This window comes from Brevibacillus laterosporus DSM 25, assembly GCF_002706795.1.
GTDB classification, from domain to species: domain Bacteria; phylum Bacillota; class Bacilli; order Brevibacillales; family Brevibacillaceae; genus Brevibacillus_B; species Brevibacillus_B laterosporus.
Genome location: NZ_CP017705.1, coordinates 2,575,001 through 2,588,502, shown reverse-complemented (window position 1 = coordinate 2,588,502; position 13,502 = coordinate 2,575,001). Strand labels below are relative to the sequence as shown.

At 44.0% G+C, this 13,502-nt stretch carries 7 protein-coding genes, 13 tRNA genes and 1 rRNA gene (1 of these 21 cut by a window edge); all 21 read right to left on the bottom strand.

The features are described 5' to 3' along the window. Nucleotides 1-15: 15 nt before the first annotated feature. Nucleotides 16-1,152, bottom strand: a complete 1,137-nt coding sequence (gene purK / locus BrL25_RS12495; RefSeq protein ID WP_018674278.1) for a 5-(carboxyamino)imidazole ribonucleotide synthase — start codon at nt 1,150-1,152, stop codon at nt 16-18. Next, entirely contained in the window at nt 1,145-1,639 is a 495-nt protein-coding gene (gene purE / locus BrL25_RS12490) for a 5-(carboxyamino)imidazole ribonucleotide mutase (RefSeq protein ID WP_018674277.1), read from the bottom strand. The genes purK and purE overlap by 8 nt, the downstream gene beginning before the upstream one ends. A 283-nt stretch (nt 1,640-1,922) precedes the next feature. Then, nucleotides 1,923-3,293, bottom strand: coding sequence for an NCS2 family permease (locus tag BrL25_RS12485; RefSeq protein WP_018674276.1), 1,371 nt, complete (start codon nt 3,291-3,293; stop codon nt 1,923-1,925). A 254-nt stretch (nt 3,294-3,547) separates the two neighbouring features. Continuing rightward, nucleotides 3,548-5,086: a glutamine-hydrolyzing GMP synthase gene (guaA, locus tag BrL25_RS12480; protein WP_018674275.1), complete on the bottom strand. Its 1,539-nt coding sequence runs from the start codon at nt 5,084-5,086 to the stop codon at nt 3,548-3,550. Between the two features lie 288 nt (nt 5,087-5,374). After that, entirely contained in the window at nt 5,375-7,615 is a 2,241-nt protein-coding gene (locus BrL25_RS12475) for a transglutaminase TgpA family protein (protein ID WP_018674274.1), read from the bottom strand. Nucleotide 7,616: 1 nt separating this feature from the next. Further along, nucleotides 7,617-8,825: a DUF58 domain-containing protein gene (locus BrL25_RS12470; protein ID WP_018674273.1), complete on the bottom strand. Its 1,209-nt coding sequence runs from the start codon at nt 8,823-8,825 to the stop codon at nt 7,617-7,619. A 15-nt stretch (nt 8,826-8,840) separates the two neighbouring features. After that, nucleotides 8,841-9,794, bottom strand: coding sequence for an AAA family ATPase (locus BrL25_RS12465; protein WP_018674272.1), 954 nt, complete (start codon nt 9,792-9,794; stop codon nt 8,841-8,843). A 496-nt stretch (nt 9,795-10,290) separates the two neighbouring features. Then, a tRNA-Leu gene (locus tag BrL25_RS12460) sits at nt 10,291-10,373 on the bottom strand. Between the two features lie 9 nt (nt 10,374-10,382). Beyond that, nucleotides 10,383-10,458 (bottom strand) — tRNA-Lys (locus BrL25_RS12455). A gap of 4 nt (nt 10,459-10,462) precedes the next feature. After that, nucleotides 10,463-10,537: transfer RNA gene (locus tag BrL25_RS12450), tRNA-Gln, on the bottom strand. A gap of 6 nt (nt 10,538-10,543) precedes the next feature. Continuing rightward, nucleotides 10,544-10,619 (bottom strand) — tRNA-Thr (locus BrL25_RS12445). Nucleotides 10,620-10,630: 11 nt separating this feature from the next. Beyond that, a tRNA-Phe gene (locus BrL25_RS12440) sits at nt 10,631-10,706 on the bottom strand. Nucleotides 10,707-10,769: 63 nt separating this feature from the next. Next, nucleotides 10,770-10,846: transfer RNA gene (locus BrL25_RS12435), tRNA-Asp, on the bottom strand. A gap of 7 nt (nt 10,847-10,853) precedes the next feature. Further along, nucleotides 10,854-10,930, bottom strand: a tRNA-Met gene (locus tag BrL25_RS12430). An 18-nt stretch (nt 10,931-10,948) separates the two neighbouring features. Continuing rightward, nucleotides 10,949-11,024 (bottom strand) — tRNA-Val (locus tag BrL25_RS12425). 7 nt (nt 11,025-11,031) lie between these two features. After that, nucleotides 11,032-11,108 (bottom strand) — tRNA-Glu (locus tag BrL25_RS12420). A gap of 19 nt (nt 11,109-11,127) precedes the next feature. Next, a tRNA-Leu gene (locus BrL25_RS12415) sits at nt 11,128-11,212 on the bottom strand. A gap of 16 nt (nt 11,213-11,228) precedes the next feature. After that, nucleotides 11,229-11,305 (bottom strand) — tRNA-Met (locus BrL25_RS12410). 21 nt (nt 11,306-11,326) lie between these two features. Further along, a tRNA-Ser gene (locus tag BrL25_RS12405) sits at nt 11,327-11,417 on the bottom strand. Between the two features lie 6 nt (nt 11,418-11,423). Further along, a tRNA-Asn gene (locus BrL25_RS12400) sits at nt 11,424-11,498 on the bottom strand. Nucleotides 11,499-11,555: 57 nt separating this feature from the next. After that, a 23S ribosomal RNA gene (locus tag BrL25_RS12395) occupies nt 11,556-13,502 on the bottom strand; it runs 982 nt beyond the window's last position.

Below are 13,502 nucleotides of genomic sequence, written 5' to 3'. Positions count from 1 at the left end.
CGTTCATTCCTCCATTTATGACCATATTCCAAGTTTTTCCGCCTGTTGCAGTGCTACATCTACCGATTCGGCAACAAGATTTATGTGACCCATTTTTCGTTTTTCCTTGGCCTCTTGTTTCCCGTACAAATGCAATTTTGCTTTCTTGGGTAGTTGATCTATTTTTTTGAATAAAGGTGCTACATGCTCACCTAAAATATTAACCATAACGACCGGACTAAGCAACTTCGTGGAGCCAAGTGGTAAGTTACTAATCGCTCGAATATGCTGCTCGAATTGCGAGGTCAAGCAGGCATCCATTGTATAATGACCAGAATTGTGCGGACGCGGAGCCATCTCGTTTATATAAAGCCCCCCATCCTCCGTAAGAAACATTTCCACAGCAAGTAACCCAACCATCTCCAGCTTTTCTGCCAACTCAATGGCTAATCGCTCAGCTCGCTGTTGAATCTCCCTTTCAATCCGAGCGGGGACTATACTCTGATGCAAAATGTTTTCTCGATGAATATTTTCAGCTATAGGAAAGACTGCTATTTCCCCTGATACATTACGAGCTACGATAACAGATAACTCCTTGGTGAAAGGGACAAATTTTTCCACGATCAGTTCTGTTTTAGCTTTTGCAAGACATGAAAAAGCTTCTTCTATTTCTTCAAAAGAGCGTAATACCCACTGCCCCTTACCGTCATAGCCTCCTGTAGCTGTCTTCATAACAGCAGGTAAACCCAATTCCACAACAGCCGCTCGTACATCCTCTGCTGAAGCTACGACTCGGAATGGTGCTACAGGCAGACCACAGGCTTGAAGAGTAGTCTTCTCCTTAACGCGATGTTGTGTAATGCTTAATAGCTTACTTCCCTGTGGCACAAAAGCTTCCTCTTCTAAAATGGCTGCTACTCCAGCATCTACGTTCTCAAATTCATACGTAATCACATCACTAAGTTGTGCCAATTTACGAGCTGCCAGTTGATCATCATATCTAGCAACGATTTGCTGATCGCTTACTTGACCACATGGTGAATCCTCTGTAGGATCTAGCACCACAAACCGATATCCCATCGCTCTACCAGCGAGTGAAATCATTCTTCCTAGTTGTCCTCCGCCTAACAAGCCAATGGTACTACCTGGTTTGATCTGCTTTTCTTTATTCATGGGGCAACTCGCTCTCTTCCATAACCTTTTTTCGTGTAGCTTCTCTTCGTTCGGTTAAACGCCGACTTATCTCCGCGTCATTCGTCCCGACGATTTGAGCTGCTAGCAAACCAGCATTCGTAGCCCCAGCCTTGCCAATCGCTACGGTAGCAACCGGAACGCCCCCTGGCATCTGCACGATCGATAATAAAGAATCTAATCCGTTTAAAGCGGCTGATTTTACTGGTACACCGATGACAGGAAGAATGGTCTTAGCCGCTACCATTCCCGGAAGATGAGCTGCTCCACCGGCCCCAGCAATAATCACCTTCAAGCCTCTCTCTTGAGCAGTCTCTGCATACGTAAACATAAGATCAGGCGTACGATGAGCAGAAACTACCTGCTTTTCATATGGAATCTGCATCTCCTCTAGTATGTGGCAAGCTTCCTTCATTGTTTCCCAATCAGAAGTACTTCCCATGATAACTCCTACAATCGGTGCAACCACGCCGCTTCCCCCTTGACCTTCCATTTTCGTTATATTACGTTTTTAAGATCATTTCACGTTCAGTTTAACAAAAAAAATTACAAAACGTCAACAAAACACGAACATTTTAGTTTTATATTTAAATTTCATTCTTCTTTATCTAATTACTCACATAAAATAGAAAAAGCCTTCCGATCTGACTCAAAAGAAGACAGTTCAAGAAGACTTTTTCATGGTGACAATCTAGTGATATTCCAAAATCATATATTGTAAATATCAAAGCTACTAGCTCTGACAAAACAACCTATTCACGGAACCAAATGAAGTAAACCAGGAAGATGACAAATAGTACATACATCGCTGGGTGTACCTCACGTGCTTGGCCTTTACATGCTTTAGTCACTGGATAGAAAATGAATCCACAAGCAATACCAGCTGCGATGCTAGAAGATAGAGGCATCATCAGCATGGTAAGGAAAGCAGGCAACGACTCTTCTAATTTATCCCACTCAATGTTACGTAAGCTACTAGCCATCAACACACCAACAATAATCAGGGCAGGTGCTGTAACAGCGGGAGTAATAACAGACAGTAATGGAAAGAAGAACAGAGACAGCAGGAACATAAATCCAATGACAACCGCTGTAAAACCAGTTCTACCACCTGCTGCCACACCAGCAGTCGATTCAATGTAGCTTGTTGTTGTAGAGGTACCTAACAGCGCACCAGCCATTCCAGCAACAGCATCAGAAGCAAGTGCTGATCCAGGACGCTCCAGCTTACCATCCTTCAAAAGTCCCGCCTGATTGCATACGCCTAGCAAAGTACCGGTTGTATCAAAGAAATCAACAAATAGGAACGTGAACACAACTATGAACATGCCTTGAGAAAAAATCACACTTGGATCTAATAAATATGGTAAGGCAACACCAAGCGTAGGAGCCAAACTTGGTGGAGCAGATACTATTTGTGAAGGAAGCTCTACCACTCCAAAAATCATACCAGCAACCGCTGTGATCAACATTCCAACGAATACTCCAGCGTGAATGCGTCTTGCTAATAAAACCCCCGTAACAAGCAATCCAAAGACTGCTAACAACGCATTTTTAACTGTAAGAATTTGAGTAGCATCCATGCCTTCTTTAAAGCTTAAATGTCCCATTGTGACCAGAGTAGCTGGAGAATCTACGATAATACCAGCATTTTTCAGACCCATAAAAGCAATAAATAATCCGATACCTGCTGTTGTAGCATTCTTTAGGTTCTGCGGAATCGCATCAATAATCTGCGAACGAATACCCGTTAAAGATAGGATCAGGAACAAAGTACAAGAAACAAATACACCAGCCAAGGCTTGTTGCCAAGGAATCTGCATGGTAAGAACTGCGGTAAAGGCGAAGAACGCATTTAAACCCATACCTGGTGCTTGACCGATCGGTAATTTACCGACAATCCCCATAATAAGTGTACCTATAGCCGCTGCCAGTGCTGTAGCAGTAAACACGGCATCATGTGGAGGGAATTTTGCCTGTAATTCTGGTGGCAATCCTGCCCCACTTAAAATGTTTGGGTTTACGGCTAAAATATATGCCATTGCCAAGAAGGTTGTTAAACCAGCAATAATCTCTCGACGATACGTGGTGCCATGTCGATCAAACTCAAAATACTTACGCACCCTTTGTCCCTCCTAATAGTAACCTCTCAAGTCATATTTGCTAAAAAGACAAGCTTTATTCGAATAATGACGAATAACATTCGGTAAAAACAAAAAAACGTGCGATAATTCCTGCTAAACAAGTCGTTATAAGTCGAAAATCCGAATAAAAACTCGAACTTCTTTCTTACAACGAAAGTTTAACAAGAACATCGCACGCTGTCAACATAAAACACGAACGTTCACGTTATTTTAATAATAATTATACGTATTTACTATTCCCACTCAATAGTTGCAGGTGGTTTAGAAGTAACATCGTACACAATACGGTTTACGTTATCCACTTCGTTTACAATACGTACAGAGATTTTCTCTAGTATATCCCATGGAATACGAGCCCAGTCGGCTGTCATACCGTCGATAGATGTTACCGCACGAATCCCTACTGTGTAAGAGTACGTACGTGCATCACCCATTACCCCTACACTCTTCATGTCAGGCAAAGCAGTGAAGTATTGCCAAATTTCGCGATCCAAACCAGCTTTTTGAATTTCTTCACGCAGGATAGCATCAGATTCACGAACAATCTCTAACTTCTCTTCAGTAATCTCGCCTAAAACACGAATACCAAGACCTGGACCTGGGAAAGGCTGTCTCCATACAATTGCATCAGGTAGGCCTAGCTCTGAACCCAGTTTACGTACTTCGTCTTTGAATAACGTGTCCAAAGGCTCGATTAGCTTAAACGTCATGTCTTCTGGTAGACCGCCTACATTGTGGTGAGATTTAATCGTTTGAGCCGTAGCTGTCCCACTCTCAACAATGTCCGTATAAAGTGTACCCTGAGCTAGGAAGTCCATATCCGTAAGCTTAGTAGCCTCTTCATCAAATACATAGATGAATTCGTTACCGATGATCTTACGTTTTTGTTCTGGGTCAGTTACACCTTTTAATTTGTTTAAGAAGCGGTCACGAGCATCAATTTTGATTACTTTCATATCAAATTTGCCTACGAACGTTTCCATTACGCTTTCCGCTTCACCTTTACGCAACAAACCATGATCAACAAACATACACGTTAACTGATCACCGATCGCACGATGAATGAGAGCCGCTACTACAGAGGAATCAACTCCGCCGCTCAAAGCACACAATACGTTTTTATTTCCAACAGTCTCACGAATATCTTTGATTTTGTCTTCAATAAATGTAGTCATGCTCCAGTCGCCAGTGCACTTACAAATATTGAACAAGAAGTTACTTACAAATTCATGTCCTTTTACGGTATGACGAACTTCTGGGTGGAACTGTACACCATATAGATTACGCTCTGGATGACTGATAGCAGCAATCGGGCAAGAGTCGCTCACTGCGTCGATAACGAAGCCCTCTGGCAATTCTACTACTTTATCAGTATGGCTCATCCATACTACTTCAGAAGATTCCCAGTTACTATATAGACCATGTTGGTTTTCAAGACGTATTTCCGCTTTTCCGTATTCACGTTTACCGGCACGTTCTACTTTTCCCTTCAATGTTTGGGACATTAATTGCATTCCATAGCAAATACCCAAGATAGGTACACCTAAGTCAAAAATCGCTGGGTCAATTTGCGGTGCTCCTTCTTCGTATACACTAGCCGGTCCTCCAGAGAAAATAATCCCTTTTGGGCTAAGCTCCTTAATTTTCTCCACTGGCGTATTGAAAGGCAACAACTCACTGTATACGCCTAAATCACGTACACGTCTTGCGATCAATTGGTTATATTGCCCCCCAAAATCTATTACTACCACTAATTCCAACGGCTTTTCCACGGAAAGATCCTCCCTTAACCTTGTATACTTGTGCACTCAGTAGACATGTCCAAAACGTTCTTGAAGATATTATCTCCCTTTCTCTTTTTTGGTATGAAGAAAAAAATTTCTCCCGTTCCATCAAAAAGACAGGCCACCTACCCGTAGATGAAATCGTCTGACATCTTCTAAGGGCAAATGTCCCTGTCTTTAACGTTGTCATTCAAAAAAGAGGCAGTGCCGTTTCTCCTGCTTACTGCTACCAAAGTATCATATTGTCAAAAATTCTAGCAGATGATTGGGAAATGATCAAGGTTTCATTTGGCGTATTAAACGCTCAATGGTCTGCTGCCACAACGATCTTGTTTTCCCTTCCATTTCTTTCAAGCCATATAGCATTTTTTCATAGATGGTTGTTAAATAAAGTAAATCCTGACGCTTATCTCCACTAATTTGGAGGCGATTCACATATTCGCGTAATGTTTCACCAGAATGACGGGGTGAAACCATTTTTTCAAATATCGTTAGAACCAACGTAAATCTACGTGGAAAATCATCCTGAGCGTATTGTGTCATTTTGCGGTGTAACCACCATAAATACATCTCCTGACGTTTTTTCCACAGAATCCAAACACCCACTGCTAGCAAAATACCAATTAACCCTAGCCAAACCCATGAGAATCCTGCACTCGTTTTCACTACAGGCTTATCTGCTTCTTCCAGTCGGTCCATTTGTTTTGGTTTATTCACTTCTTTTTCCTCTGTGGAAGCGGGAATATTTATCTGACTTGACTCATTGGAAAGGCGATCATAATTTACTTGTAGAGGAGATGTAAAAGAAGCAGTTGCTTCAAACGGTATCCAACCGCTACCTGGAAAGTAAACCTCGACCCATGAGTGTGCATCTCTATTTCTTACTTCAATGGTGATATTATTGTTGGCATCACGGCCAATCTCTTGACCTGGAGCAAACCCTTTTACCCAACGGGCAGGTATATCAATTGAGCGAAGCATGACCACCATAGAAGTTGAAAAATGATCACAGTATCCCCTCATGGTATCGAATAGAAACTGATCTACGAAATCTTGTCCTTCCTTAGGTATCGGAACATCTTTTGTTTCATACCGATATCTTCCTTCACGCAAATAATTCTCTATTGCCCTCGCCTTGTCGTATGGATTGTTTGACGTTTCCGTAATTTTTTCAGCTAGCTTCTTTATTCGACCAGGGAGACTATTAGGTAGTTGTAGATACCTCTCTTCTATCTCTCTAGGATAATTGGTACCCGCCGCAATGATTTTCTTTTCACTAATCACTGGAATCTCAGCTTGTAGCTGATAATGATCCATGTACTGTTGAACAGGCGTCGGAATCAAGGTGCTATCGTCTCTTTCAACAAACGATCGACTATTTGAATCCTTTTGCATAGCTCCATTAAAGGTAAGAATCCCCTGAGAAATGGTGTCATAGGTTAACGTCACATTTTCTGGGTTTACCTCTTCAATACTTTTAAGCTGTCCTGGATAAAAAATAGCCGGTAACTGTTCTCCCTCAGCCTGCACAACAGCCATGACCTTTTTTGTTTCCAATCCAGAAAAAAGCGTATCATTCCAAATGTAGTTTTTAGGATATACAATTGATTCCAATTGTTTATCGCTTTTTATCCAACCTTTGCCGGTATATACATCTTTAGCATCCCCGCGCAAATAGTATTTATCATTAGTTGTTACGGTAAATACCTTGGTATCATCCTGTTGAAAAGGTCCTCCCAACATCTTATCATTGGTGTCATAACCCACTCTACGAATCACGTCGCTCTTTCCAATTCCAGACTTTCCTTGCAAAAAACCGATCGGATCAGGCCAATTGGGTTCTGCCTTTGGTGACGCGTATCCTACACCTATTGCGAGTGAAATAATCATGAGCGGAACCACAAGCGTTTTCCAAATTGCAGATTGGGTTCCTCTATAGGTAAATCCCTTTTGGATAGATGATAGATGTAAGGTTGTGATTAGCATGAAGCCAATTAACAACGTCCGCATAATCGCTCCACTACTATTAAAAGGCATAAAGGTGTCTAATACAGCAAGATAAGAAATGGTGATAAATACAAACCATAAACCTTGTCTTTGTTCTAATACTAAGAAATCAAGCAGGGTTACCAACACTAAAATCATGCCCGAAAACAGCAGATTTCTTGAAATAATACTCATATTTGCCCAATCTTGATTAAATATCTTAGTAAAGTCTTCACTAACTGCTCGCCATGTTTCCGAAATCCACTCAGGATTAAAAAAAGAAATTTCCACAAACGCGGCATGGAAGATGACAATAGCTAAAATGCCTTTCATCAATAAACCCATCCAGTGACTACGGAAGATCATATCTACTAAGATGATCCCCGCTACCAGATAAAGAAAGCAACTAATACTCCCCGTATCTGAAAGGGAAGGTAGCGGTAACAACCACTCACGTAACAGGAAAAACAAAAACAAGGCAGCTAGCCAGTCCAGCCCTTTTTTTGGTTTCCAAAAGGATGCTCCCGACATCTTAGGCACCCCCTATCTGTTTTAGCTCTTCATATGCGTCCACATGAACTGGGGTACACATTACTTTTACAGATCTTAAACGCTTTAATGCCTCGTTCTCCTCCACAGTTGGAATCACATGATCGTGTACCCAGAACAGTTGAACATTACGTCCAGACCTAGCTAAATGGCCCAACTGTATCACTAGGTCTTTCGTCAATGCAGAGGTAATCATCACTAACGTATATCCTTTGGGAAACTCCATTGTTTCCCTTCCGATCACTCGCGCAAATGAATCTTCGCCGTCCGAGTGAACTCTGGCTAATTGGTCAAATACCCGAAAAAAATGTTGCTGTGAAATAGCTGGTGGAATAACGATTCGCTCTTTTCCACGGGCTACAAAACCATAGGAATGCATATTAATACTTGAATAGTAAATTAGACTGGCAGTTAGTTTCACACTGGTTTCAAAAATATGATGGTGAATTTGTGTTGAAGCAGGCTTTTGCACATCTAGAAAGAAGATTAATTGATTCATTGCCTGATGTTCAAATTCCTTTGTTTTAAGCCCGTGGCCCCTTGCAGAAGCCCTCCAATGAATCTGGCTTAACCGATCCCCTCTCTGGTACTCTCGGACGCCTCTTACAGCTGCTACATCGTCTGAGCGCAAATGTGCAACATGTACATTACCACTGATACGCCCATCTCCTGAGGACCAATGGCTAATTTGCTTATAGCTAGGATAAACTAAAAAATCATTGCATAACTCAATTTTTTTCTGTCGATGTAAAAAACCAAAAAAGTCACCACCAACCAGAATGCATTCTTTCATTTGGTAATGCCCACGAGGGATCGCTGGAATTAAATAATGAATGACCTGTTCTCTTTTAAATCCAGGAAAAATAACTTGTTGATGTGGTTCAAAATAACCGGATAATTTATCAGGTAGCGGCTCGACAATTAAATTCCAGCCAAGTGGAAACCAAAATCGTCGACGGAAGGTTAGTGTAACCATAACATCATCGCCATCTTTTAGTCTTTGGCGATTCACCTCTCGCGTAACCTCCAAGGTTGCAAACATCAACAAATATGTTAATCCTTCATAAATTCCGAGGATACAAGCGCTATAAAATAAAAACCAACTGACGAATCCCCCTTGAAACTGTGCATATACATAACAAATCAGCACTAACAGCGCCAATAGAGCTTTGTTTAACTTTCTCTGTTTCATTTAGACACCGTCCTCTCAATGTACAGGGACTCGTGTCTCCTGTAACAACCGGTTGATAAAACGTTCCGGTGTTTCCCCATCCATACGCGCCTCTGGCTTCAAAATAAGGCGGTGTCTAAAGATAGGCGGTACCAGCTCCTTTACATCGTCTGGGATAACGTAATCACGTCCCTGGATAAACGCATACGCTTGAGCAGCGCGACACAGAGCCAATGTTCCACGAGGGCTAATTCCTAAATAGACACTTGGATTACTCCTTGTTTTCTGAGAAAGCCTTACCATATACTCTTTCACCGAGTCGGTTACTTTAATTTGGGTAATCATCGCTTGTAATTGAACGATTTCCTGTACACTAATAACGGCCTTCAAGCTTTCTATAGGGTGAACTGCTCCCATACGAGTTAGAATAGCCATTTCTTCTTTTTCTGTTGGATATCCAAGCTGCAGTTGCAATAAAAAACGATCTAACTGAGCTTCTGGAAGCGGAAATGTTCCTTCATACTCAAGAGGATTTTGAGTAGCCATAACAAAAAACGGTTGATTTAATTCATATGTATTGCCATCAATCGTTACAGAGTGCTCCTCCATCGCCTCTAATAGGGCAGATTGCGTTTTTGGTGAGGTGCGGTTAATTTCATCAGCAAGCACCACATTTGCAAACAGAGGGCCTTTACGGAATTCAAACTCCATTGATTTTTGATTATAAATAGAAACACCAGTCACATCAGTAGGAAGGAGATCAGGTGTAAACTGAATCCTTTTAAATTCTCCACCAATCGATTTAGCTAATGCTCGAACAAACATAGTTTTCCCTACACCTGGGACATCCTCTAACAAAACATGACCTTTTGCCAATAAAGCAACTAAACCAAGCTCTATCATTTTCCTTTTACCAATAAGGACTTTTTCAATATTCAGTATTAGATCTTCTATAGAATGATGGGGACGATCCATCTGGATCATACTCATATTTACAACCCCTTTTTGATTACATTTTAATGTCTCGTATAATGATTGTTTCCTTCTACCAACTTACTGGAAGATATATGGAAGAACAAGTGTTAATTTTTAGTAAATACCTATAAAATGAAAGATTTAATTACATTTCTATTGAATAAAACATTCGGTTTTTACTCGCCATTTCCTGCGCCATATATCATCTTACGTGAATCAAAGAAATCTATATGAATAGGAAAGCAAAACACTTGTCTACGCTTCTAATCAATTAAAAAGGCATAGCTATATTGAGATTCAATCAACAATAATGCAATATACCTCTTAATAGTAGAAAAAAGCTTCATCAAAAATGCTGACGAAGCTTTTATACGTTTGTAGGAATTAAATGTGTACAGGTAACTCTTTATATGACACTCTTTATATGACGTTTTTCAAATGCTTTACGTGACAATAAATTATATAAAACAAAAAAAGCCTGCAATATTTGCGGCTTCCTGCTTTAAATATGTGGTGCGGGTGGAGGGACTTGAACCCCCACGGTCGCCCGCCAGAACCTAAATCTGGTGCGTCTGCCAATTCCGCCACACCCGCATATGAAACTGGTGAGCCATGAAGGACTCGAACCTTCGACCCTCTGATTAAAAGTCAGATGCTCTACCAACTGAGCTAATGGCTCATAATGGCTGGGGTACCAGGATTTGAACCTGGGAATGACGGAGTCAAAGTCCGTTGCCTTACCGCTTGGCTATACCCCACCAAAATGGTGCCGGCGATAGGACTTGAACCCACAACCCCCTGATTACAAGTCAGGTGCTCTACCAATTGAGCTACACCGGCATTATGTACAATGGTGGCTCGGGACGGAATCGAACCGCCGACACGAGGATTTTCAGTCCTCTGCTCTACCGACTGAGCTACCGAGCCTTATTATTTCTCTAACAGAGATTCCTATACAAGATAGAATCTTTATTCCACCAAGTTAATAAATGGCGGAGCTGACGGGACTCGAACCCGCGACCTCCGGTGTGACAGACCGGCGTGAACTCCAACTTCACCACAGCTCCAAAATTTTGGTTGCGGGGACAGGATTTGAACCTGCGACCTTCGGGTTATGAGCCCGACGAGCTACCGAACTGCTCCACCCCGCGACAATATGAAAATGAAAATGGTGGAGGATGACGGGATCGAACCGCCGACCCTCTGCTTGTAAGGCAGATGCTCTCCCAGCTGAGCTAATCCTCCAGATAAATGGTGACCCGTAGGGGATTCGAACCCCTGTATGACAGCGTGAAAGGCTGCTGTGTTAAACCGCTTCACCAACGGGCCAAGATAATTGTTCTCTTAATGGTGCGGTCGGCGAGACTCGAACTCGCACGGGTCGCCCCGCCACCCCCTCAAGATGGTGTGTCTGCCAATTCCACCACGACCGCAGGAGTTATAAAAAACTGGTAGCGGCGGAGGGGATCGAACCCCCGACCTTTCGGGTATGAACCGAACGCTCTAGCCAGCTGAGCTACACCGCCACGATCGAGAGAAAAACAATATGGCGGAGAGTGAGGGATTCGAACCCTCGCTACGCTTACGCATACTAACGGTTTAGCAAACCGTCCCCTTCGGCCTCTTGGGTAACTCTCCTTATAATGGCTCCTCAGGACGGACTCGAACCGCCAGCCTACCGGTTAACAGCCGGTTGCTCCACCATTGAGCTACTGAGGAACAGTATGAAATAATTGTTCTTTCAAAACTAGATAATGAAGTCAGCATAAAGGCAATGTGGATAAGTCCTCGACCGATTAGTATTCGTCAGCTCCATGCATTACTGCACTTCCACACCGAACCTATCAACCTCATCGTCTATGAGGGGTCTTACTAGCTTGCGCTATGGGAAGTCTCATCTTGAAGGGGGCTTCACGCTTAGATGCTTTCAGCGCTTATCCCGTCCGCACATAGCTACCCAGCTGTGCCACTGGCGTGACAACTGGTGCACCAGAGGTGCGTCCATCCCGGTCCTCTCGTACTAAGGACAGCTCTCCTCAAACTTCCTACGCCCGCGACAGATAGGGACCGAACTGTCTCACGACGTTCTGAACCCAGCTCGCGTACCGCTTTAATGGGCGAACAGCCCAACCCTTGGGACCTACTTCAGCCCCAGGATGCGATGAGCCGACATCGAGGTGCCAAACCTCCCCGTCGATGTGGACTCTTGGGGGAGATAAGCCTGTTATCCCCAGGGTAGCTTTTATCCGTTGAGCGATGGCCCTTCCATGCGGAACCACCGGATCACTAAGCCCGACTTTCGTCCCTGCTCGACTTGTAGGTCTCGCAGTCAAGCTCCCTTGTGCCTTTACACTCTACGAATGATTTCCGACCATTCTGAGGGAACCTTTGGGCGCCTCCGTTACTCTTTAGGAGGCGACCGCCCCAGTCAAACTGCCCACCTGGCATGGTCCTTCCACCCGATAAGGGCGGCAAGTTAGAAACTCCGTACATCAAGGGTGGTATCCCAACGACAGCTCCACGAAGGCTGGCGCCCTCGCTTCACAGCTTCCCACCTATTCTGTACATGATGCACAAAGTTTCAATACCAGGCTACAGTAAAGCTCCATGGGGTCTTTCCGTCTTGTCGCGGGTAACCTGCATCTTCACAGGTATTATGATTTCACCGGGTCTCTTGCCGAGACAGCGCCCAAGTCGTTACGCCTTTCGTGCGGGTCGGAACTTACCCGACAAGGAATTTCGCTACCTTAGGACCGTTATAGTTACGGCCGCCGTTTACTGGGGCTTCGGTTCAAAGCTTCGCTTGCGCTAACCCATCCCCTTAACCTTCCAGCACCGGGCAGGCGTCAGCCCCTATACTTCGCCTTGCGGCTTCGCAGAGACCTGTGTTTTTGCTAAACAGTCGCTTGGGCCTTTTCACTGCGGCCTCCTCGGGCTATAAACCCTACCGAGGCGCCCCTTCTCCCGAAGTTACGGGGCCATTTTGCCGAGTTCCTTAGCAAGAGTTATCCCGCGCACCTTAGGATTCTCTCCTCGCCTACCTGTGTCGGTTTGCGGTACGGGCACCTTGTTCCTCGCTAGACGCTTTTCTTGGCAGTGTGAAATCAGGGACTTCGGTACTTATATTTCCCTCGCCATCACAGCTTGTGCTTACTAGTGTGCGGATTTGCCTACACACCACACTTACTGCTTAGACGGCCATCCAATAGGCCGCTCACCCTATCCTCCTGCGTCACGCCATTGCTCAAGCGGAACAGAGGTGGTACTGGAATATCAACCAGTTGTCCATCGCCTACGCCTTTCGGCCTCAGCTTAGGTCCCGACTAACCCTGGGAGGACGAGCCTTCCCCAGGAAACCTTAGGCTTTCGGTGGACAAGATTCTCACTTGTCTTTTCGCTACTTACACCGGCATTCTCACTTCCAAGCGCTCCACCGCTCCTCACGATACGGCTTCACTGCTGCTTGGAACGCTCCCCTACCCAGTCCATAAGGACTGCCATAGCTTCGGCGGTATGTTTAGCCCCGTTACATTTTCCGCGCAGAGTCACTCGACCAGTGAGCTATTACGCACTCTTTAAATGGTGGCTGCTTCTAAGCCAACATCCTGGTTGTCTGGGCAACTCCACATCGTTTCCCACTTAACATACACTTGGGGGCCTTAGCTGATGGTCTGGGCTGTTTCCCTTTTGACGATGGATCTTAGCACTCACCGTCTGACTCCC

Coding starts and splice junctions, on each gene's coding strand:
- purK (WP_018674278.1), bottom strand. CDS start 1,152: ATGAATAAAGAAAAGCAGATCAAACCAGGTAGTACCATTGGCTTGTTA.
- BrL25_RS12470 (WP_018674273.1), bottom strand. CDS start 8,825: ATGAAACAGAGAAAGTTAAACAAAGCTCTATTGGCGCTGTTAGTGCTG.
- BrL25_RS12475 (WP_018674274.1), bottom strand. CDS start 7,615: ATGTCGGGAGCATCCTTTTGGAAACCAAAAAAAGGGCTGGACTGGCTA.
- BrL25_RS12465 (WP_018674272.1), bottom strand. CDS start 9,794: ATGAGTATGATCCAGATGGATCGTCCCCATCATTCTATAGAAGATCTA.